Source organism: Corynebacterium sp. HMSC070H05, assembly GCF_001837615.1.
GTDB classification, from domain to species: Bacteria; Actinomycetota; Actinomycetes; order Mycobacteriales; family Mycobacteriaceae; genus Corynebacterium; species Corynebacterium coyleae.
This window is the reverse complement of record NZ_KV833299.1, coordinates 80,518-100,966: the sequence shown is the minus strand read 5'-3', so window position 1 is coordinate 100,966 and position 20,449 is coordinate 80,518. Positions and strand designations below refer to the sequence as shown.

Below are 20,449 nucleotides of genomic sequence, written 5' to 3'. Positions count from 1 at the left end.
CAAATTATGTTTTCCCGTAAGATCGCTGCTTCCGCCGCTGCTGTAGCCCTGGCTGCTACCGGGTTAGTTGCGTGCTCTAACGACGACGACACCGCGGCAGAGACCGAGGTTGTGGAGACCACCGCTACTGAGACGAACGTAGAGACTGAGACTGCGGCTGCGAAGACGGAAACCGCTGACGCTTCCGCAACCGATTCCGCGGACTCCACCGGCGCTGCGGGCGAGGGCACCGAGGCGACCGAGGAGATTACAACTGCTGACGGCGGCACCGCAATGGTTCCGGCTGGCGTCGTTGCTGCCATGGATAAGTTTGCTGAGCCGTCCTGGGGCGAGCCGATGAAGGTTGAGCAGGTCGACGAAGGCTGGATCGTTACGTACGACCAGGAGCACTACGTCACCTGGAATGAGAACACCGGTGGCGCACCGACCTGGGGTCAGATTGCCAACGAGTGGATGACCGACGTCAACGTGGATAAGAAGCTGGGCTTCCCGCTGGCTCCGGAGGCTGCTAACCCGGACGAGTCCGGCTGGACCCAGGAGTTCGAGCGCGGCTCCATCAACTGGACCCGTGCTGGCGAAGGCGAGCCGTTCGCCGCGGTGATCACCGAGAAGTAAACCGCGCCCATGTAACGGCGTTCGGCCCGGCCCCATGTGAGGGGCCGGGCCGTTTTCGTTTCCCGGTTAGCTCAAATCTTCCTTGAGTGGGTCTTCCTTGACCGGCAGGAGGATCACGAACGCGATGATGGCCAGCGGCACCATGAGGAGGAACACGGGGGTAAGGCCGTCGTTGTAGCTCGACAGCACGACTTCCTTCACCGGCTGGGGCAGTTGCGCCACGCTGCTCGGGGTTAGCGAGTTCGCGGCACCCTCACCGAATTGCTTGCCTAGCGCAGCACCTTCTTCGCCGAGTTTCGCCAGAGCTTCCGGCAGGCGCTCCTCCAGCTTTTCGCGCATGTTGTGAATGAACAACGAGCCGGACAGGGAGGCGCCGATAGCGGAGCCGATCTGGCGGAAGAAGTTGTTCGTCGACGTTGCGGTGCCCACTTGGGCGAGTGGGAACGAGTTCTGCACGATGAGCACAAGAACCTGCATGACCAGACCAAGGCCGAAACCGAAGATGAACATGTAGATCCCGAGCACGGTCAGCGACGTGTCCACGCTCAGCCGAGAGAACAGGAACAGTCCCACGGTGGTAATGAGCATGCCGGACAGTGGGTACATCTTGTAGCGGCCGGTGCGAGAGATGATGAAGCCGACTGCCGTGCCGGTGCCGAGCATGCCGAGCACCATCGGCAGCATCATAAGGCCCGCGTCGGTCGGGGTCAGTTCGTGCACCATTTGCAAGTACGTCGGGAGGTAGGCGAGAGCACTGGTCATCCCGAGGCCAAGCACCGTGCCCGCCAGGGTGGTCAGCACCATGTTGCGGTTGCGGAACAGCCCCATGGGGATCAGCGGGTTAGTCGCGCGCAGCTCGACAATCACGAACAGCACGGCAGCGATCACAGCGATAGCGCTGGTGGCGATGATGGTCGGGGAGGTCCAGTCGTACTGCGTGCCACCCCATGTGGTGGTGAGGATCAGCGACGTGGTGGCGACAATCATGAGCGTGGTGCCGATGTAGTCAAAGTTCATGCCCTTGGCAGATCCGCGTCGCAGTTTCAGCACCTTGATGCAGACGGTCATCGCGAGAAGCCCCAGCGGGATGTTCATCCACAGTGCCCAGCGCCAGCCCGGACCATCGGTAAACCAGCCGCCGAGGACGGGGCCAAGTACCGAAGACACGCCGAAGACGGCACCCATGACACCCATGTACTTGCCACGCTCACGTGCGGGAACGACCTCGGCAATGATCGACTGGGAGTTCACCATCATGCCGCCCGCGCCGAGGCCTTGGATGGCGCGGCCGATGATGAGCAGCTCCATGGTGTTAGCAAAGCCGCCGATGGCGGAGCCGATTACGAACAGGCCGATGCCGGTGATGTAGAGCCACTTGCGGCCCAATACGTCGCCAAGCTTGCCGTTGATAGGCATCGCGATGGTCATCGTGACCAAGAACGAGGAGATGACCCAGCTCATGTGGTCCACGCCGCCGAGGTCACCAACAATGGTCGGCAGGGCCGTGGCGAAGATCATCTGGCCCAGCGAACTCATCAGCATGGTCAGCAGCAGGGCGGCGAACACGACGCCGACGTTCGGGGGAGTGGCTTGAAGCGGGTGGCGTCCCGCGCGGTTGTCTACCATGTCATGTCCTTTGCGTAATTCGTGATGTCTTTGGCGTATTCGATGAGCTGCTCGATTGGGTCTCCTTCATCGGGCGGCGCCCAGAGGTACCTGGTCACGACCCCTTGAAATAGCACGACGATGAATAGTGCTTCCGCCTCCAGCGATCCCGAATGCTTGCGGTCCTGCGGGAAGGTTTCAAAGTGGGCGCGGATGGAGCGACCAATTTCGGTGAGGAATCCGCGCTTTCGGGCGGCTTCGGCGTGCATCAAGCCCGGGTTGTTCTCCAACAATTGACGACGACACTTCGCCGCCGGACCGTCAAACCGGCCCGGTTCAACCACGATGGAGCGAATGACAAGCTCCAGCACGTTGTCGCTTTGGGTCGTGCGGATCGCGTCGAGTGCTTCCTCGTTGAACGTGAACGGAAACGACCCTAAGATCGCTTCGTCTTTGGAGTCCACATAGTTGAAGAAGGTGCGCCGGGAAATACCGGCTGAGCGGCAGATGTCGTCGACGGTGACGTTGTCGTAGCCGTGCTCCTCGACAAGCGACGCCGCCTCATTGCGGATGCGTTGCTTCGTCTCGCGGCGCTTTTGCTCCCGAATTCCCTCATTTTGCACGGGGTGCAATATTACACCCGGTGCACGTTAAGGCAAGCCCGCCGAAAGTTCCCCTTCTACCAGCGCAGTTTCGCCCTCAAGGTACGTCAGCTTCACGATCCCGGGCTCTTGCTTTTCGACGACCCACCGCCCCGAACCATCCCCACACGGCTTCGTCAACGGCACCGACGCACCGTCCTCACCGATCAGTGCGGTGCATCCGGTCAACGGATACGTCACCGACGCGGTCCCACCACCGAAGGTTGCCACCGCTGGCCAGGCCTTCACTTTCGCGTTGTCCTCCAGGCTGTTCAGGGTGCCGGTGTAGGTGCCGGTGGGGGAGGTGGAGTCGTCGTCACGCAACTGCGGTTGTGCCGTCACCGTGACGGTTTCGGGCACCTCGTTGGTCGGCTCCGGCTTCGGGTTGGCGTACCAATAGGCCGCCGCGAGCGCGACGCCGATCACGGCGACAATCAGCGCAAGCACACCACCGACGACCCACGGCTTGTTCGGGCCACCGGCAGTGCGAAGCTCGGAGAAAGAATCAGGCATGAAAAAGCCCCCAGCATGTTGAAGTGAAGTGCTGGGGGCAGATTCTAGCTAGGTGCGAGCTACGGCCTAGTTTCGGTCGGTGTTGGCCATGGACAGCACATCGAGGCGCTTGTCCAGCTCCTCCTCGGTGAGCTTCTCACCATCGACGAAACCAAGGTCGATGGTGGCCTGACGGATGGTGATGCCCTCCTTGATCGCATGCTTAGCAATCTTGGCTGCGTTCTCGTAACCAATTGCAGAGTTCAGCGGGGTCACGATCGACGGGGAAGACTCGGCAAGCTCGCGCATGTGCTCGACGTTCGGCTCGATGCCGTCGACAAGCCTGGTGGCGAACTGACGGGAAGTGTTCGCCAGCAGGCGGGAGGACTCGAGCACGTTGCGTGCCATCATCGGGATGAACACGTTGAGCTCGAACTGGCCCTGGGTGCCGCCGAACGCAACAGCAGCGTCATTACCAATGACCTGCGCGGACACCTGCGTAGCGGTCTCGCACAGCACCGGGTTGACCTTGCCCGGCATGATCGAGGAACCCGGCTGCAGATCCGGCAGGTGGATCTCAGCGAAACCAGCCAGCGGGCCCGAGCCCATCAAGCGGATATCGTTAGCAATCTTGTACAGGGAAACCGCCACGGAACGCATCGCGCCGGAGAACTCCACCAGGCTGTCGCGGTTCGCCTGCGCCTCAAAGTGGTTCTTTGCCTCGGAGAGCTCATCCAGGCCGGTGAGCTTCTTGAGCTCCTCGGTAACCTTGCCGCCGAACTCAGCCGGAGTGTTGATGCCGGTGCCCACAGCGGTGCCGCCAATGGCCAGCTCGCCCAGACGGTGCAGGGTCGCCTCGACGCGCTCGACACCCAGCTCGATCTGGCGTGCGTAGCCGGAGAACTCCTGACCCAAGGTGACCGGGGTGGCATCCATCAAGTGGGTGCGGCCCGACTTCACAACCTCGTGCCACTCCTTCGCCTTCTTCTCCAGGGACTCCTGGAGCACCTTCAGTGCCGGGATGAGATCGTTTGCGGCAGCCTCGGTGGCAGCAACGTGAGTAGCGGTTGGGAAGGTGTCGTTAGAGGACTGGCCCATGTTCACATGGTCGTTCGGGTGAACCTCAACACCGTTCGCCTTCGCGATGGACGCGATGACCTCATTGGTGTTCATGTTCGACGAGGTGCCGGAACCGGTCTGGAACACATCGATCGGGAACTGGTCGTCGTGCTTGCCGTCCGCAATCTCCTTCGCAGCAGCGATGATCGCGTCCGCCTTCTCAGCGTCCAGCTTGCCCAGGTCCTTGTTCACCTGAGCACACGCAGCCTTCAGCAGACCAAGTGCGCGAATCTGCTGGGCCTCAAGGCCGCGGCCGGAGATTGGGAAGTTCTCCACAGCACGCTGCGTCTGGGCGCGCCAGAGAGCGTCGACGGGCACCTTGACCTCGCCCATCGTGTCATGTTCGATGCGGTATTCCTGATCAGCCATGATTGTCCTTTACTTCTGTCCCATGCACGCCACGCACGCTAAAGTGCGCTCGTGCCTTTCCAAAGATCGATTATGCCCCAGATAACAAAAATGAGGAGCTGTAATGTCTGAAAACCGGACACAAAAGGCCCCCGCATTGAGGGATGCGCTGGTGGCGTTGGCGGCAATGGCCATTATGTACGCCCTTTTGGCGGGACAGGGTCTGCTGTTGGTGCAGGCGAACGTGTCCCGCACCGTCGCGATCAGCATGCTGCCCCTCGCGGTTCTCATTTCCATCGTTGTGCCCTCGGTGCTGCTTATCCGCTACATGAAAAGTCGCGGACTCGAGCTGGGGTTTACGCGGCTAGGGAGTCGAGGCTGGCATGTGCTGTGGCAAGTTCCGGCAGTGATCGTCGGGGCCGCTGCGTCGAGCGCTATCGTCGGCTCGCTGATCGGGATGGAACCAGGCGGAGGCTCAACCGCAGATGACTTAGCCAAAGATGCCGGAAGTGTGGCGCCGGTGCTCATCTTGCTTGCCGGTTATCTGCTACTCGGGCCAGTGATTGAAGAGATTGTGTTCCGCCGTGTGCTCATGGGCTACTTTGACACGCTCATGCCGGCAGCAGCGAGCGTGCTGCTCACCTCCGTCATCTTTGCTGCAGCCCATATCGCGCCACCCGTGATCGTCTACACATTCTTCTGCGGCATCGGCCTCGCACTGGTCGCACGGTTCCACGGCGGCATCACTGCGAGTTTCATCGTGCACGTAGCCAACAACTTCGCGGCTAGCGCAGCAGTCATTGGAGCCTTGTTCTAGAACGACAAAGCCCCGCGCCCTTCGTTGAGAAGGCGCGGGGCAAAAGTCAGGTTCTACTTGGTTGGCTCGGAGTAATCGACCACCGAGTAGTCCTGCAGCTTGGCCAGCTGGTGCTGGGATTCGACGTAGCGCACGGTGCCGGACTTCGAACGCATCACCAGCGAACGGGTGGTGGCGCCAGACTTGCGGTAGGTCACGCCACGCAGCATGTCACCGTTGGTCACGCCGGTAGCGGCGAAGTAGCAGTTATCAGAGGTGACCAGGTCGTTGATGCCAAGGACACGATCCAGGTCGTGGCCAGCGGCGAGTACCTTCTCGCGCTCCTCGTCGGACTGCGGGGCCAGCATGCCCTGAATGTCGCCCCCAAGGCACTTCAGCGCACATGCGGTGACAACACCTTCCGGGGTGCCGCCGATGCCCATGGCGATGTCGATGGAGCTGTTGTCCTGAGCAGCAGCAATTGCGCCGGCAACGTCGCCGTCCATGATGAAGCGAACCTTGGCGCCGGCGGCACGGATTTCCTCGACAAGCTTGTCGTGACGCGGGCGATCCAACACAACAACCGTGATGTCAGCCGGACGAACACCCTTCGCCTTAGCAACCGACTTGATGTTGTCCTCAACGGAAGCAGTGATATCAATCGCGCCGACCGCCTCAGGGCCAACCGCGATCTTGTTCATGTAGAACGCGTCCTGCGGGTTAAACATGGAGCCACGATCCGCGGCAGCAATGACAGAAATCGCGTTCGGGCGACCCTCTGCCATCAGACGGGTGCCATCTACCGGGTCAACGGCGATATCCACCGCAGCACCACGGCCGGTGCCAACCTGCTCGCCGTTGAACAGCATCGGGGCCTCGTCCTTCTCGCCTTCGCCGATCACGATCACGCCGTCCATCTCCACGGAGTTGATCATCTTGCGCATCGCGTTCACGGCGGCGCCGTCGCCCTCGTTCTTCTGTCCGCGACCCACCCAACGGCCGGAGGCGAGCGCTGCTGCCTCCGTCACACGGACGAGCTCCATTGCTAGGTTGCGGTCAGGGACAAGATCAGACTGTTCAGTCATCGCGGGGGCCTTCCTCCAGAGGACAAAAATCGACCCCTCTATTCTGGCACTTCCACACGCCGAAGTGTTGGTATCGCCCACCTTTACGGGGGAGAAGCCCGCCCGTTCTGGGGTGCAGGTGGCTCATGACATACTGAAACGCGTGGCAAACGACAAGAAACCCCGCATCTTCCAAAACGGCCGAGACATGGCAATCAACGCCGTGCTCATTGTGGTGCTCATGCTCGTCGCTGTCGGCGCGACCGGGCTGTGCTCCTTCAACCCCGGCGCCCCCGAATCCGGCCCCGTGCAGGAGGTCGACGCAAAAGCGTTCCTCGACCTCGAGGCGCGTGCGGTGAACTACCCGGTGCGCTACCCGCAGATGCCAGAAGGCTGGACCACCAACTCGGCGCGCCGCAGCATGCTTGCCGGCAACTCGGCACCCGTCGTCGGGTGGGTCACCCCGAACCGTGGCTACCTGCAACTCACCCAGACTGGCGTCGATAAGGATGCGGCGCTCCAGGCCTCCAACGCCGACAACCGCATGCTCGATCGCACAGTGCGTATCGACGACACCGACGTCGAGGTCTACACCAGCGACGAACGCGAGGTCCGCGACCTGTGGATTGTGGACGCCGGCGACGCACGCTTCGTCGTCACCGGCGCAGGCAGCACGGACGAGTTCGAAGAGCTCATCAGCGCAGCGCTGAAGGCTACTCCGATCACACCCCAGTAGCTTCTAGTACTTACTGCTCAGGAGCCTGCCCGCTGACCTGACGGGTGCTGATGGCTTCTTCGACGCGCTTCGAAGCGCCGTCGAGAAGCACCTCGCACCGCTTCGCCAGCGCCTCACCGCGCTCCCAATACTTCAACGACTCGTCCAAACTCATCTGGCCGAGCTCCAAAATCTTCACCGTCTCCACAAGCTCATCGCGAGCCTGCTCGTAGGTCAGCGTCTCCGGGTCCGGGAAAGCATTGTCGTTCGCCTGGCCGGATCCAAACGTGTTGTCTGTCATGAGTGTTCCTTAAACGTTCTTAGTTGACTTCAGCTGGTTGCATTAATCAGCGGGAGTGGTGGACATCGAAGCGGCGGTAATCGAGCCATCGCCGACACGGATACGCAGCTGCGCGCCGGGCTGAGCCTGATCAATAGAGGTCACAACCTCAGGGCCAGAGTGGTCGCGCGGAACCACCTGCACCACGGCGTAACCACGGGCCAAGGTTGCAGAGGGGCCGAGCGCCGACACCTGCGCGCGCAACGCCGAGACCTGCTGGTTCTCACGCTGCAGCACATGGGAAATGTCGCGGCGGATCAACGCCTGGGCGCGCTCCACTTCCTCGCGGCGGCGCGTGATCGCCATCATCGGATCCGCTAGGGCAGGACGGGTGCGAATCGACGCGAGGCCGTTTCGTTCCCGCTGCACCCATCCGCGCAGGGCGGCGGACATGCGGGCACGTGCTTCGTCGATAAGCGCACGCTCCTGCACAACATCCGGCACGGCACGCTTCGCAGCATCGGTCGGGGTGGCGGCGCGAACATCAGCCACATTGTCCAGCACCGGGTTATCCGGCTCGTGGCCAATCGCCGAAATGACAGGTGTGCCAGCGGCCGCCACCGCGCGTTGCAGGGCCTCCTCCGAAAACGGCAACAAGTCCTCAACCGAACCGCCGCCGCGGGCGATGATGATCACCTCCACGTCCGGATCGCGATCCAGCACCTGCAGTGCCTCGATCACCGCAGGCACGGTCGTCGGCCCCTGTACCGGCGTGTTGATGATCTCGAAGTTCACCTGTGGCCAACGTCCCTGCGCCACCGTGACCACGTCACGCTCAGCAGCCGAACCACGCCCCGTGATCAGGCCAACCTTTTTCGGAAGGTAGGGCAGCGGGCGCTTGCGTGCCGGATCGAACAGGCCCTCGGCCGCCAACTGCTTGCGCAACGCCTCAATGCGCGCCAGCAACTCGCCCGCACCGACGTGACGGATCTCCGCCACCTTCATCGAAAACGAGCCGCGGCCTTGATAAAACGTCGGCTTACCGTATGCGACCACGCGGTCGCCGTCCTTCAACGGCACAGCCATGCCGGTCAGTAACGACGTCTCCGCCGTCAACTGCACCGACACCTGCTCCTGCGTGTCCCGCAACGTCATATACGACAGCCGCCACGACGGCTTCGTATTAATCTGCGTGAGCTGACCCTCAATCCACAACCAACCCAGCCGGTCGATCCAACTCTTCACGGAGTTATTGAGCTTGGCCACAGACCACGGCGTTTCCGGCGTGCTCTTCGGCGGCGCACTCTGCGCACCTTGCACACCTTGTGTTTCTGTCACGCGATGCTCCTTTCTCCCCAGTTCTTCTGCCAGGTAAACAGTACCCGGCGGGCACGATTTACCCGCCTACTGTTTTTGACGCAGATTCGTTAGGGTTGGTTCCATGACTGATCAGGGTAAGAAAGTGCTACTCGCGTCCCCACGCGGATACTGTGCAGGCGTGGATCGCGCCGTGGAGACCGTAGAAAAGGCGCTGGAGAAGTACGGCGCCCCCGTCTACGTGCGCAAGGAGATCGTGCACAACAAGTACGTGGTGGAGACGCTGCAGGACCGCGGCGTGATCTTTGTCGACGAAACCGACGAGGTCCCCGAAGGATCCCACCTCGTGTTCTCCGCCCACGGTGTGTCGCCCGCAGTGCGCGAATCCGCCAAGGAGCGCAGCTTGCACACCCTCGATGCATCCTGCCCGCTGGTGACTAAGGTGCACAACGAGGCGAAGCGCTTCGCCCGCGACGGCTACCACATCCTGCTCGTCGGCCACGAAGGCCACGAAGAGGTCGAAGGCACCGCAGGTGAGGCTCCGGACATCACCCACCTCGTCGACGGCGTCGACGGCGTCGACCGCCTGCCGGACTTCCCGGAGGGGCAGAAGCTGGTGTGGCTGTCCCAGACGACGCTGTCTGTCGACGAGACCATGGAGATCGTCAACAAACTGCACGAGCGTTACCCGAACTTGGAGAACCCGCCGAGCGACGACATTTGTTACGCCACCCAAAACCGCCAGGCCGCGGTGAAGAAGATCGCGCCGCAAAGTGACCTGGTCATCGTGGTCGGCTCCCAGAACTCGTCCAACTCGAAGCGCCTCGTCGAGGTCGCGCTCGAGGCCGGCGCGCAGGAGTCCCACCTGGTCGATTACGCCCACCAAGTCGACGATGCCTGGTTCGACGGTGTCAACACCGTCGGCGTGACCTCTGGCGCCTCGGTACCGGACATCCTCGTCCGCGAACTGCTCGACTACCTGGGGGAGAAAGGCTACGGCGACGTGGAAGAGATCACCACCACCGTGGAGACCATCACGTTCTCCCTGCCGCGCGAACTGCGCCTGCCACGCCGCGAGGCACCGCTCGAGGCATAAACCCTGCCGAGGACGACCAAAAGGCCTTGCCCCGTTTACATCGGGACAAGGCCTTTAGCCTTTGTACAAGTCCTCGCCGAGACGGTGAACCGCACGTGAAGAACCACCGGTTTCTCCGGATCTACGCGAGCCACTCGCATTTGCCTTGCGACGACGCGCCCCCTCCGACTTCGCCCGCTCCAACAACTCCTGCACAGGAACCGACCGAGCCTGCTCGCGAGCCCTCCGCCCTTGAGAATTTGTGCGACGGTTGCTGCGGTTCTGCGAGGTCCGCTGGGCGGTTTCGCGTCGGCGAATCGCATCGTTTTGCCGACGGATCAGTCGCAGCCGCACCGCAGCGATAAGCAGCGAGCCCGCGGTGGTGAAAAACAGCACCGGGAAGTACTCCGCCACCGGGTACGCGATACCGAGCAGTGCAGTCTTAGCGCTCGCGCCGCCAGCCGACAGGCTCTCGCGCGACATGAAGTAACCCGTGGCCACCAGCGCGGCGACAAACATTAATGGTGCGCTCGTCACCGTCAGGGAAAGCCCCTTCGGGTTCACCAACGTGGTCACCACGATGACCGCGAGGGCATACAGCGCAAGAAAGGGCCACGAAATTACACCTGCGGACAGCGACAGCAGCACGCCGGTGAACAGGGCGGCGAACACGATGCCGAGGCCAGACCCCGTCGGCAACCCAACAAAGGTGGCGGACGTAGGGGAATGGCTCCGGCTCGAAAGATGTGACACGCTGACGCAGTTTACCTGCCGTCGTCCTCCGCCATGTGCCGGGCACGCGCCGAAATAGGATTCAGCTCTGGAGCCTGTTCCCTCCGGGCAGGAACGTGAGCCTCCTCGAGCTTACGTGCCGTGACCATCACGCGGGAATCCATCGATGCCAACGTGGCGTTATAAGCCTCAACCGCCTTTTCCAATGAGGCGCCGACTTTGTTGTAGTGGCGGGCCATCGTCGATAGACGCTGGTGCAACTCTGCCCCGAGGCGCTGGACCTCCTTCGCGGACGCGTTGATGGACTCCTGACGCCAGCCGAGGGCGACTGTGCGCAACAGTGCAAACAGCGTGGTCGGGGTGGCGATGACCACGTCGCGCGAAAACGCATAGTCAAGCAGTTCCGGGTCGAGGCCGAGCGCCGCATCCAAAAACGGATCCGCTGGCACAAACAACACGACGAACTCCGGGGTCGGCTGGAACGCGTTGATGTACGCCTTGTTCGACAACGTATCCACATGCGAACGCAGCAAATGCGCATGGCGACGCAGGTGGGCGTCGTGCTCCTCCGGATCATCCGTGTTCAACGCGTCCAGGTAGGAACCGAAGGGAACCTTCGCGTCCACAACAATGTTGCGCCCCTGGGTAAGGCGGATGATCATGTCGGGGCGGACGCGGGTGTCGTCGATACGCATGTGCGCCTGCGTATCAAAGTCAACGTGTTCGAGCATGCCACCGAGCTCCACAACGCGCTCTAGCTGCATCTCGCCCCACCGTCCGCGGGGCTGCGGGGAGCGCAAAGCGGTGATGAGCTGGTCCGTGCGGTCGCCGAGACGCGCGGAGGTCCGTCCGATCGCCTGGACCTGACCTGCGATTGCCGACGACGCCACTGCCTGCTGCTTATCCATCGCATCAATCTGCTCACGCATGTCCTTCAACGCGCGAGCGACGGGGCGGAGATCCTGTGGCGGAGCCGGCTGAGGTGCAGAACGGCGAAACCACGCCACGCCAGCGAATACCCCGACGATAAACCCGGCGAGGAGACCCGTTGCAAGGATAAGAAAGACCGTTGACGTTTGCATGCCGCAGATCTAACCACCCCGGCACGACACACTACTCGCCGGGTTCGCTTTTATGTTCGAACTCCCTGCGTCGCAAGATGGTGCGGCTGCCCACCTCGCGCAACTTCTTCAGGCTATTCGCGCTGAAGTGGGGTGAGTCATCGTCCTGTGCAGCTGGATCGTCGTCAGGGGTTTGCGGAGCGTTGACCCAGTCGCGCTCGCCGCGCCACGCCTCGCGCTTGTGCACCGACTCTGCCTCGTCGATTTCCGCGATGAGCTTGCCCTCTTCGGTGGCAAAAGTGAGGTCCTCGGCACTGACCTCGCCGGCGTTGATGCGCAGGATGTCCAACACGTAGCGGTACACCACAGCGATCATCGCAGCTGTCGGCACCGCGAGGAAACCGCCCATGAGGCCGAAGAGGCCACCGCCGACGGTCACGGAGATCAGCACGATCACCGGGTGCAAGTTCATCGCCTTGGACTGCAGTAGGGGAGAGAGCACGTTGCCCTCAAGCTGCTGGGTCGCGAGGACGATGCCAAGCACGATCAGGGCCTTGGTGAACCCGAGCGTGACCAGTGCGATCAGGACCGCCAAAGCGCCTGCGACCACGGCGCCGACGATCGGGATGAAGCCCGCAACGAACGTAATAATCGCAAGCGTGAACGCCATGGGTACGCCGACGATGGCAATGCCAATGCCGATCACCAGCGCATCGATGAGGGAACACACGGCCTGTGCCCTGATGAAGCCCGACAGGGTGTTCCAGGAGCGGGTCAACAGTTCCGTGAAGTGGAGTCCCGTGCGTCCGCCCGTCGCGCCGCGCAGCCACGGCAGGAAGCGGTGGCCGTCCTTCAGGAAGAAGAAGGTCAGCACGAACAGCACCATCAGCGTCACCGACAGGCCTGCCGCGGTGTTGATGCCGGAGAACACGCCACCGGCGATGGCGCCGGCCTGGTTCTGGACCCACCGCGTGATTTCGTCGACACCCTCGTTCAGGTTCTCCGGATTCACGTTCAGCGGTGGACCCTGCGCCCACAACTGCAGGCGCTGCACACCCTCGAGCGCCTGGATGTACAGCAGCCGCGATTGGCCCACAATATCGGGGGCGACGATCATGCCGAGGGCTGCCAGCACGCCGAAGAACAGCAACATGGTCACCATGGCCGCGATGCCGTCGGTGAACTTATGGTTGCGCAGCCAGCTCGCAACCGGGGCAAGCACCGTGCACACAATCAGCGCGAGCACCGCAGGCAACACGCCGACCCAAAAGGCGCCGATGAGCTTGCCGATTGCGAAGAAAAACAGCGCGATGACCAGCAGGCGCAGCGTAAACTTCGCCCCGGAGGAAACCCAGGCGTTAAACACCACGATGCGATCGACGCGGTCGTCGCGCTTGTCTGCAGTCTGATTCGGAGCGGTCACGCGAACTATTGTGCCCCACTGCACATTGCTTTGCGACGAACCCCTCACAACCAGCGCCACAACGTGGGATAGGATGGAGCGCCGTGAGCCTTACTCTTGGAATTGTCGGTCTGCCCAACGTCGGTAAATCCACCTTGTTTAATGCGCTGACGCGCAACGAGGTGCTTGCCGCTAACTACCCGTTCGCCACCATCGAGCCGAACATCGGCCTGGTGGAGCTGCCGGATCCGCGCCTGGATCGGCTGGCGGAGATCTTCGACTCGGAGCGCGTGCTGCCAGCAACCGTGTCCTTCGTGGACATCGCCGGCATCGTCAAGGGCGCGTCCGAGGGCGAGGGCATGGGTAACGCCTTCTTGGCCAACATCCGTGAGGCGGACGCGATCTGCCAGGTGGTGCGTGCGTTTTCCGACGACAACGTCATCCACGTCGACGGCCAGGTCAACCCGTCCTCGGACATCGACGTGATTAACACCGAGCTGATCCTCGCGGACCTGCAGACCATCGAAAAGGCCCTGCCACGCCTGGAGAAGGAAGGCCGCAAGGACAAGGACGTCGCCGACCAGGCCGAGGAGGCTAAGAAGGCCCAGGCCATTCTCGAAGACGGCCGCACCCTCTTCGCCGCCTCCAAGACCGGCGATATCGACCTGGCACTGCTGCACCACCTGCACCTGATGACCGCCAAGCCGTTCCTCTACGTCTTCAACTCCGACGAAGCCGTGCTGACCGACGAGGCGAAGAAACAGGAACTGCGCGAACTCGTCGCCCCGGCCGAGGCTGTGTTCCTCGACGCCCAGACCGAAACCGAGCTGCTCGAACTTGACGACGAAGACGCAGCCGAGCTCCTCGCCGCCGTCGGCCAAAACGAACCAGGTTTGAAGACCCTGGCCAAGGCCGGCTTTGACACCCTCGGCCTGCAGACCTACCTCACCGCAGGCCCGAAGGAGGCTCGCGCCTGGACCATCCACAAGGGGGACACCGCCCCGAAGGCCGCAGGCGTGATCCACTCCGACTTTGAAAAGGGTTTCATCAAGGCCGAGATCGTCGGCTTCGAAGACCTGGACGCGCTCGGCTCCATGGCCGAGGCCCGCGCCGCCGGCAAGGTCCGCCAGGAAGGCAAGGACTACGTCATGGTCGACGGCGACGTGGTCGAGTTTCGTTTCAATGTAACCTAAATACGCTATGAATAGCGTATGACTACACGCGCTGCTATTTACCTCCGTATCTCGTTAGATGCTGCCATGGACGGCCTCGCCATCGACCGGCAGCGTCAGGACTGCGAAGCCCTCGCCGAGCAACGCGGCTGGGACGTCGTGCATACCTACGTCGATCAGTCGATCTCCGCGTCGAAGAAGGACGTGGACCGCCCCGACTACGACGCGATGGTGGCGTCCTTTGAGCGCGGCGAGATCGACGCGATCATTTGCTGGGACCTCGACCGCCTCACACGGCAGCCCTGGCAGCTCGAAGAGTGGATCGACAGGGCAGAGGAGCAGGGGCTGAAACTCGTCACTGCGAACGGTGATGCTGACCTTGCCACCGACGGCGGCAGAATGTACGCGCGCATCAAAGCAGCCGTGGCACGCGGCGAGATCGAGCGAAAGAGCATGCGCCAGTCTCGTGCGCAACAGCAACGCGCCGAGCAGGGCCGCTGGTACTCCGGCGGTGTGCGCCCTATCGGCTACACCTCCACCGGCGAGATCATTCCATCCGAAGCCGCCGCCGTGCTCGGTATGTTCCGCGCTGTCGAGAGGGGCAACTCCATGCGCGACATTGCGCGCGCCTTATCTGGGGTCGATCAACCGGGCTTGCCGGATATCCCGACCACGCCGCGCCATATGTACACCGTGGTCACAGAGCGCAACGCTCGACGCCGCGCTGAAGGCCAGGAAGAAAAGCCGGTTCCCGACGCGCAGCCGTGGGCCTACACGTCGTTGCACTCGATCCTGCGCAACCCCGTGTATGCGGGTTACTCCACTTATAAGAAGGCCAAGCGCAAAGGCGTGAAGAACAAATACCGCCGTGTCACGCATATCGTCCGCGACCCCGATACCGGCGAGCCGGTGAAAGGGCAGTGGGAGCCGATCGTCACACCAGATCTGTGGTGGCGCGTGCAGAACGTGCTCGACGATCCCGACCGGCTGACCAACAAGGAGCGCCGGAACACTCGCCGCCATCTCGGCTCGGGTCTGTATGTCTGCGACGAGTGTGGCAACCCCGTGCGCACACATGCCGACCGCTACCGCTGCGCCGCCTGTGGATTAGTGCGCACACATAGCGTCGATGATTTTGTGCTCGCCGTGATCCGCGCCCGCCTTGGCCGTGACGACCTGGCGGACCTGCTGCCGACTGTGGACGACGACGAGGTCAACGCCATCGACGACGAACTCGCTGAGCTTCGCGCAAAGCTCGCCCGCGTCCAGGCTGACTACGATGAGGAGCTTATCGAGGCCCGTGACCTCAAGCGCGCGCGAAACCGTTATGAGCCGCAGATCGAGAAACTCGAAACGCGCCGTGCCCGTCTTGCTGGCGCATCGGCGCTGCTCGACACAACCGGCTACGCCTCGCCCGTGGATGCCTTCGACAACGCAGAGCTTGCCGTGCAGCGCCGAGTCATCAATACCCTGTGCCAGGTGCGCCTGCGCCGTGGCGTGCGCGGCACCAAGACCTTTAACCCTGAATCGGTGCAGATCGTGTGGAACTAGGTTGCAGTGTGTGACACGTCAACAATCGCGCGCATGCGCTGCGGCGCGCAAAGCTCTTACGAAGGAACGCCACGGGAGCCGGCAGTTCGGGGGAGATCTGCCTTCGTGTATCGGGGGCGACACTGCTCAACCGTGGCGTTCGCAGGAAGTATGACACGGCTCTTGTTACCCCAGAGGTCGTAGGTTCGAATCCTGCCCCCGCTACCAACTTCCAAGCCCCTACCAGGAGAAACACTGGTAGGGGCTTTAGTTATTTCTCTTAAGGCGCACGTCCTGGGACTCAAATCGGGACTTTAGCGATGGCATTTTGTCACTTAAGCCGGTTTGGAAGTGATGGGGTTAAGTGACAATTTTCGATTTTGTGACCTTGGATGACTGTGTCGTTTTGAGGAGTCGTCTGCACGGATTTCAGAAGTCCTCTGTACTATCGCCATCCACTCCGGAGAGGCCGCGGGCGTTCGTCCACTTCATCTGGAACGCGATTCGACAGAGCGCATTCAATACGATGGTCTTTTTCTCCCTGCGAAGGATGGGGGCAGTTTAGGGTACCAGGGTGTTGACCAGATCGAGGAATTCCTCAGCGTAGGCAATTTGCTTGCGTAGCTTTTCGTAGCGGGTGCGCGTCTCCTCACGAATGTCGGCAAGGGTGGCCTTGGCATTACTCCGTGCCTGCTGTGCGGTATCACTTTCCTGCCCGCCATCTGAACTATGAAGAATCTCCGCAGCTTCCAGGAATTCCCGCATCTGATCCAGAGTAAACCCCAGCGGTTTCATCCGTCGCACCAGCAAAACACGACGTACATCAGCCTCACTATAAAGCCTGAACCCACCAGGGCTACGCCCCGATGGGGTAATCAGGCCGACGTTGTCATAATAACGCAAGGTGGGAATCGACAACCCCGTCTGGTCAACGACCTCGCCGATCTTGAAATTACTGTTTTGCATTGCCTGTTCTCCTTCACGGTGATGTTGCCCACGGGTTCCTGTGCCTGGGTTGGCGGTTGAGTAAAACTCCCGCTACCATGACCACCATCACCAAACCTAAAGTTACTAGAGGGTTGGATTCCTTTCGGGCGTTCGCCCAGTTACCTATCCCCTCAAAGATTGGACATCTATGACTGAAACTAGCACGGCGGCCCCCCGCCCCCTCCTGAGTCCAGACGGCGCTGATGCCCCTACCGGGATCATCGCATCCTTCCGTTACGCATTTTCTTCCCCCGCCCGTATCCGTATAGAGATTCTGGCCGGACTGGCGGTATCCCTGGCGCTGATCCCTGAGGCCATTGCCTTTTCCATCCTTGCCGGTGTTGACCCAGCCATGGGTCTGTTTTCCTCGGTAGTCATGGCCATTGCGATCGCCTTTACCGGTGGCCGCCCGGCAATGATCACCGGCGCCACCGGGGCTATTGCCCTAGTCATTGCTCCTGTGGCGCGTGGTTACGGGATGGATTATTTCATCGCCACCGTCCTGTTGGGCGGTGTCCTACAAATCGTGCTCGGCGCCCTCGGTGTGGCGAAACTTCAGCGTTTTATCCCCCGATCGGTGATGCTGGGTTTCGTCAATGCACTGGGCATTATGATTTTCACCGCCCAACTCGAACACCTCATTGATGTGCCTTGGATAGTCTACCCACTCGTCGGCTTGGGTGTGGTGATCATGATTTTCTTCCCCAAGCTCACCAGTGTGATCCCCGCCCCGCTGGTCACGATTATCGTGCTCACCGGTTTGGTCATTGCCGCCGGTTTGACTGTCCCGACGGTCTCGGACATGGGCAAGATGCCGGAGACCTTACCGTCCCTGTTTATTCCGAACGTGCCGTGGACGTTGGAGACCCTGCAGATCATCGCGCCTTATGCCCTGGCCATGGCCGTGGTCGGTCTCATGGAATCGTTGATGACCGCCAAGCTCGTCGATGACATCACCGACACTCATTCCGATAAAACTCGTGAATCCTGGGGACAGGGGGTGGCTAATATTGCCTCCGGTTTCTTCGGCGGCATGGGTGGCTGCGCGATGATCGGTCAAACCATGATCAACGTCCGCGAATCCGGGGCACGTACCCGCCTATCCACCCTGTTAGCCGGTGTGTTCCTGCTGGTCCTGGTCCTGGCACTGGGCGACATCGTTGGCATGATCCCGATGGCTGCGCTGGTGGCAATCATGATCATGGTCTCGGTCGGCACCATCGACTGGCACTCGGTGCATCCACGCACCCTTAAACTCATGCCGGTCTCTGAGACCATTGTTATGGCCGTGACGATTATTGCCACCCTAGCCACCCACAACCTGGCCATCGGTGTGGTGTTGGGTGTGGTCACCGCGATGATCATGTTCGCCCGTCGGATGGCACATATCGCTTCCATTGAAAAGGTCTCCGAGATCGACGGCGACGGCGATGGCGAGATTGATACTCGTACCTACCGGGTGCATGGCCAGTTGTTTTGGGCATCAAGCAATGACCTGGTTTATCGCTTTGATTACACCGATTCTGCCCGTCATATCACTATTGATCTCACTGAGGCGGAGATCTGGGATGCCTCCACGGTCGCGACCTTTGACGCGATTACGCAGAAGTTCCAGGACAGAGGCAAAACCGTGTCCATTATCGGGCTCGACGGTCCCAGTCAGGACCGGCTGAACCGCCTGTCTGGCCGGCTTGGCACCGGCCACTAACATCCCCCGACTCGAGCACATCGACTTGGCGCCCCAACTTATAACCGGGGCGCCAGTTTATTGGTGCTGTTGCAAAGTTGGGGCATAGGAAGAGCATAAAAGAAGCGTAGCGGTTAACCGCTACGCTGTGTTGTGGGGATTTTTACTTTTTACGGTGCACGTGTTCTAGTTAGTGGTTCGTTTCTTTCCTCGGGTGATTGCGACGGTATTCCTCGACTAAGTGAGCAATACCCGGCGCAGCCTGGGACAACATCCAGGTCATAAGCGCTATAAGAACCCCTATGACGATAAGTGTTAACGCCAACCAGCCCAGTGTTGGGCCGATGCCGTTGGCCTCCTGGACGTGACCCCACAAGGCAGACACGCCGTCGGGTATGCCGAGCATACTTAGCAGCCCGTTCCCCAAGGCTCCGACAGCAACGAGTGCGATAGCAACGAAGAGAACACTGGCTGCAATCCACGAGGCAGACATGCAGGCCTTAATAAAGTTCGTGTTCGACTTTTCCATATCGTCGTTATACTGCTTGCGTTCTGCGCGTATCTCCTCCAGCAGCTTTTCGTTGGACTCCTTCTCCTGGAGCAGAGCGCTGTGAGCCTTCTTAGAGGCTTCTGCTGCCTCGTGCAGGCTCTTAGGCTCTTTCGACATTGCCTCAGATACAGCTACTTCTACCAGCGGTTCCAGGCTAGAAGTCAGGCTCGAAGTCATCTGAGCGTTCAGGCTCTGGCTGCGACCCGGACCACATCTACTCAGACACCATCTCCGGCACCAACTGGCAACGGCCTGGTCTTGATGACGCGCTGGCGTACATGCGCCCCGACGACACGCTCGTTGTCACGCGCTTGGACAGGCTCGGCCGCAGCCTCGCGGACACCGTGAACACCATCGCTGACCTCGCCGAGCGTGACATCAACGTCAAGGTGTTGGAGCCAGCGCTGGACACGTCGAAGCCCACCGACAAGGTGGTTATCAACGTCATGGCAAGTCTTGCCGAGTGGGAGCGTGACCTGCTTGTCCAGCGCACCCGTGAGGGCGTGGCGCACGCCCGCGCACAGGGCAGGGTCGCCGGCCCCAAGCCGAAGCTCAGCGCTGAGCAGGCGCAGATGGCCAAGGAGCTTATCGACGGCGGCAAGTCCGTCAGCGCTGTAGCGCGCACCTTTAACGTCTCGCGGCCGACGATCTATCGCGCTCTCAAGCGCATCGAAGCCGACGCTTAAGCACAGGCTGCGTCGCTAGCGCTCGCACCCGGCGAGAAGGCATCAGGCTGCGCTAGCGACGCTCGGCACACATGAGTGCTGCACTGCTGGGATACGCCTGCGACCGGCAGAGCCGGGCCGAATACGGGATTGACCACATACACCCCGTATTCGTGCAAAGGAGCACTGCCATGTCCACTCATTCCCACACGCTTGCATCTCACGGCGAGATCCTCGCGAACCTCCCCGGCATCCTCGGGTTCTACCCGAACAACTCGCTGATCCTCGCGTTCTTCGTCGACGACGAGGGCGTCGACACCGTCCGCCTCGGCCCGGTCGCACGGTTCGACCTGGACGAAGCAGTGGAGAAGCTCACCGAGAGCCGCGAGCGGTTCGCAGCGTGGGTCCACCACCTCGAACTCGACGCTGTTATCGCGTACATGATCAGCGATGACATTGCGCAGCCGGTCTTCGACGAGACGGCCACGTACCTCACCAGCGGGGCCTCGCCGCTACCGCCGCTGCTCGGGGTGGTGCAGGTGCCCGAGATCGTCACTGGGGCTGCTTGGTGGTCTGTGTACCAGCATCCGCTCATC

The 20,449-nt window shown here is 61.4% G+C and carries 21 protein-coding genes; 9 read left to right on the top strand and 12 right to left on the bottom strand.

What is annotated here, in order from left to right:
- The first annotated feature begins 6 nt into the window (after positions 1-6).
- A complete protein-coding gene (locus HMPREF2617_RS04140; protein WP_070421683.1) occupies positions 7-615 on the top strand; it encodes a hypothetical protein in 609 nt (202 codons plus the stop codon).
- 66 nt (positions 616-681) lie between these two features.
- Here the strand turns inward: HMPREF2617_RS04140 and HMPREF2617_RS04135 are convergent, their stop codons facing one another.
- From HMPREF2617_RS04135 to HMPREF2617_RS04120, 4 genes are all read right to left on the bottom strand, one after another.
- Positions 682-2,241 carry an MDR family MFS transporter gene (locus HMPREF2617_RS04135; protein ID WP_070840095.1) on the bottom strand — a complete coding sequence of 520 codons (1,560 nt, stop codon included), beginning with the start codon at positions 2,239-2,241 and terminating at the stop codon, positions 682-684.
- Positions 2,235-2,843: a TetR/AcrR family transcriptional regulator gene (locus HMPREF2617_RS04130; protein WP_070840085.1), complete on the bottom strand. Its 609-nt coding sequence runs from the start codon at positions 2,841-2,843 to the stop codon at positions 2,235-2,237. The genes HMPREF2617_RS04135 and HMPREF2617_RS04130 overlap by 7 nt, the downstream gene beginning before the upstream one ends.
- 27 nt (positions 2,844-2,870) lie before the next feature.
- Complete coding sequence (locus tag HMPREF2617_RS04125) at positions 2,871-3,374, bottom strand: hypothetical protein (protein WP_070840083.1); 504 nt, start codon at positions 3,372-3,374, stop codon at positions 2,871-2,873.
- A 66-nt stretch (positions 3,375-3,440) separates the two neighbouring features.
- Positions 3,441-4,841: a class II fumarate hydratase gene (locus HMPREF2617_RS04120; RefSeq protein WP_070452579.1), complete on the bottom strand. Its 1,401-nt coding sequence runs from the start codon at positions 4,839-4,841 to the stop codon at positions 3,441-3,443.
- Positions 4,842-4,944: 103 nt separating this feature from the next.
- Here HMPREF2617_RS04120 and HMPREF2617_RS04115 point away from each other — a divergent pair, with 103 nt between their 5' ends.
- Positions 4,945-5,637 (top strand): CPBP family intramembrane glutamic endopeptidase, encoded by a 693-nt coding sequence (locus HMPREF2617_RS04115; protein WP_070840081.1) that lies wholly within the window; start codon positions 4,945-4,947, stop codon positions 5,635-5,637.
- Between the two features lie 53 nt (positions 5,638-5,690).
- On the opposite strand, the gene glpX is transcribed toward HMPREF2617_RS04115, so the two are convergent.
- Positions 5,691-6,701: a class II fructose-bisphosphatase gene (gene glpX / locus HMPREF2617_RS04110; RefSeq protein ID WP_070452585.1), complete on the bottom strand. Its 1,011-nt coding sequence runs from the start codon at positions 6,699-6,701 to the stop codon at positions 5,691-5,693.
- Between the two features lie 142 nt (positions 6,702-6,843).
- Here glpX and HMPREF2617_RS04105 point away from each other — a divergent pair, with 142 nt between their 5' ends.
- Entirely contained in the window at positions 6,844-7,416 is a 573-nt protein-coding gene (locus HMPREF2617_RS04105; protein WP_083323193.1) for a DUF4245 domain-containing protein, read from the top strand.
- Positions 7,417-7,426: 10 nt separating this feature from the next.
- On the opposite strand, the gene HMPREF2617_RS04100 is transcribed toward HMPREF2617_RS04105, so the two are convergent.
- Both HMPREF2617_RS04100 and xseA read right to left on the bottom strand, forming a co-directional pair.
- Positions 7,427-7,696: an exodeoxyribonuclease VII small subunit gene (locus HMPREF2617_RS04100; protein ID WP_070421676.1), complete on the bottom strand. Its 270-nt coding sequence runs from the start codon at positions 7,694-7,696 to the stop codon at positions 7,427-7,429.
- Positions 7,697-7,738: 42 nt separating this feature from the next.
- A complete protein-coding gene (gene xseA, locus HMPREF2617_RS04095) occupies positions 7,739-9,013 on the bottom strand; it encodes an exodeoxyribonuclease VII large subunit (RefSeq protein ID WP_244268710.1) in 1,275 nt (424 codons plus the stop codon).
- A 103-nt stretch (positions 9,014-9,116) separates the two neighbouring features.
- Between xseA and HMPREF2617_RS04090 the strand changes: the two genes are divergently transcribed.
- Positions 9,117-10,088, top strand: a complete 972-nt coding sequence (locus HMPREF2617_RS04090) for a 4-hydroxy-3-methylbut-2-enyl diphosphate reductase (RefSeq protein WP_070840079.1) — start codon at positions 9,117-9,119, stop codon at positions 10,086-10,088.
- 54 nt (positions 10,089-10,142) lie between these two features.
- Here the strand turns inward: HMPREF2617_RS04090 and HMPREF2617_RS04085 are convergent, their stop codons facing one another.
- The 3 genes from HMPREF2617_RS04085 to HMPREF2617_RS04075 are packed head-to-tail and all read right to left on the bottom strand — an operon-like array spanning position 10,143 to position 13,283.
- Positions 10,143-10,820 (bottom strand): DUF6542 domain-containing protein, encoded by a 678-nt coding sequence (locus HMPREF2617_RS04085; RefSeq protein ID WP_180949987.1) that lies wholly within the window; start codon positions 10,818-10,820, stop codon positions 10,143-10,145.
- A gap of 11 nt (positions 10,821-10,831) precedes the next feature.
- Entirely contained in the window at positions 10,832-11,881 is a 1,050-nt protein-coding gene (locus tag HMPREF2617_RS04080; RefSeq protein ID WP_070840077.1) for a DNA recombination protein RmuC, read from the bottom strand.
- A gap of 31 nt (positions 11,882-11,912) precedes the next feature.
- Positions 11,913-13,283 carry an AI-2E family transporter gene (locus tag HMPREF2617_RS04075; RefSeq protein ID WP_070840075.1) on the bottom strand — a complete coding sequence of 457 codons (1,371 nt, stop codon included), beginning with the start codon at positions 13,281-13,283 and terminating at the stop codon, positions 11,913-11,915.
- 83 nt (positions 13,284-13,366) lie between these two features.
- On the opposite strand from HMPREF2617_RS04075, the gene ychF reads away from it, so the two are divergent.
- Positions 13,367-14,455 (top strand): redox-regulated ATPase YchF, encoded by a 1,089-nt coding sequence (ychF, locus tag HMPREF2617_RS04070; RefSeq protein WP_070452600.1) that lies wholly within the window; start codon positions 13,367-13,369, stop codon positions 14,453-14,455.
- 18 nt (positions 14,456-14,473) lie between these two features.
- The gene (locus HMPREF2617_RS04065) at positions 14,474-15,985 is read left to right on the top strand and encodes a recombinase family protein (protein WP_070421670.1); all 1,512 of its coding nucleotides are present in this window, start codon (positions 14,474-14,476) and stop codon (positions 15,983-15,985) included.
- 540 nt (positions 15,986-16,525) lie between these two features.
- On the opposite strand, the gene HMPREF2617_RS04060 is transcribed toward HMPREF2617_RS04065, so the two are convergent.
- Complete coding sequence (locus HMPREF2617_RS04060; RefSeq protein ID WP_070840074.1) at positions 16,526-16,930, bottom strand: MerR family transcriptional regulator; 405 nt, start codon at positions 16,928-16,930, stop codon at positions 16,526-16,528.
- A 169-nt stretch (positions 16,931-17,099) separates the two neighbouring features.
- On the opposite strand from HMPREF2617_RS04060, the gene HMPREF2617_RS04055 reads away from it, so the two are divergent.
- Positions 17,100-18,659: a SulP family inorganic anion transporter gene (locus HMPREF2617_RS04055; RefSeq protein ID WP_070840073.1), complete on the top strand. Its 1,560-nt coding sequence runs from the start codon at positions 17,100-17,102 to the stop codon at positions 18,657-18,659.
- Positions 18,660-18,828: 169 nt separating this feature from the next.
- Here the strand turns inward: HMPREF2617_RS04055 and HMPREF2617_RS04050 are convergent, their stop codons facing one another.
- Positions 18,829-19,365 carry a hypothetical protein gene (locus HMPREF2617_RS04050; protein ID WP_246817468.1) on the bottom strand — a complete coding sequence of 179 codons (537 nt, stop codon included), beginning with the start codon at positions 19,363-19,365 and terminating at the stop codon, positions 18,829-18,831.
- Between the two features lie 35 nt (positions 19,366-19,400).
- Here HMPREF2617_RS04050 and HMPREF2617_RS04045 point away from each other — a divergent pair, with 35 nt between their 5' ends.
- Both HMPREF2617_RS04045 and HMPREF2617_RS12280 read left to right on the top strand, forming a co-directional pair.
- The gene (locus tag HMPREF2617_RS04045; RefSeq protein WP_080972893.1) at positions 19,401-19,874 is read left to right on the top strand and encodes a recombinase family protein; all 474 of its coding nucleotides are present in this window, start codon (positions 19,401-19,403) and stop codon (positions 19,872-19,874) included.
- Positions 19,875-20,044: 170 nt separating this feature from the next.
- Positions 20,045-20,449: DUF4192 family protein (locus HMPREF2617_RS12280; protein ID WP_246821695.1), on the top strand; the 405-nt coding region annotated here is incomplete at its 3' end.

Bases quoted from the DNA above. Each gene is read 5' to 3' on its own strand.
- HMPREF2617_RS04140 (WP_070421683.1), top strand. From the start codon at position 7: ATGTTTTCCCGTAAGATCGCTGCTTCCGCCGCTGCTGTAGCCCTGGCT.
- HMPREF2617_RS04135 (WP_070840095.1), bottom strand. From the start codon at position 2,241: ATGGTAGACAACCGCGCGGGACGCCACCCGCTTCAAGCCACTCCCCCG.
- HMPREF2617_RS04125 (WP_070840083.1), bottom strand. From the start codon at position 3,374: ATGCCTGATTCTTTCTCCGAGCTTCGCACTGCCGGTGGCCCGAACAAG.
- HMPREF2617_RS04120 (WP_070452579.1), bottom strand. From the start codon at position 4,841: ATGGCTGATCAGGAATACCGCATCGAACATGACACGATGGGCGAGGTC.
- HMPREF2617_RS04115 (WP_070840081.1), top strand. From the start codon at position 4,945: ATGTCTGAAAACCGGACACAAAAGGCCCCCGCATTGAGGGATGCGCTG.
- glpX (WP_070452585.1), bottom strand. From the start codon at position 6,701: ATGACTGAACAGTCTGATCTTGTCCCTGACCGCAACCTAGCAATGGAG.
- HMPREF2617_RS04100 (WP_070421676.1), bottom strand. From the start codon at position 7,696: ATGACAGACAACACGTTTGGATCCGGCCAGGCGAACGACAATGCTTTC.
- HMPREF2617_RS04090 (WP_070840079.1), top strand. From the start codon at position 9,117: ATGACTGATCAGGGTAAGAAAGTGCTACTCGCGTCCCCACGCGGATAC.
- HMPREF2617_RS04080 (WP_070840077.1), bottom strand. From the start codon at position 11,881: ATGCAAACGTCAACGGTCTTTCTTATCCTTGCAACGGGTCTCCTCGCC.
- HMPREF2617_RS04065 (WP_070421670.1), top strand. From the start codon at position 14,474: ATGACTACACGCGCTGCTATTTACCTCCGTATCTCGTTAGATGCTGCC.
- HMPREF2617_RS04060 (WP_070840074.1), bottom strand. From the start codon at position 16,930: ATGCAAAACAGTAATTTCAAGATCGGCGAGGTCGTTGACCAGACGGGG.
- HMPREF2617_RS04055 (WP_070840073.1), top strand. From the start codon at position 17,100: ATGACTGAAACTAGCACGGCGGCCCCCCGCCCCCTCCTGAGTCCAGAC.
- HMPREF2617_RS04050 (WP_246817468.1), bottom strand. From the start codon at position 19,365: ATGACTTCGAGCCTGACTTCTAGCCTGGAACCGCTGGTAGAAGTAGCT.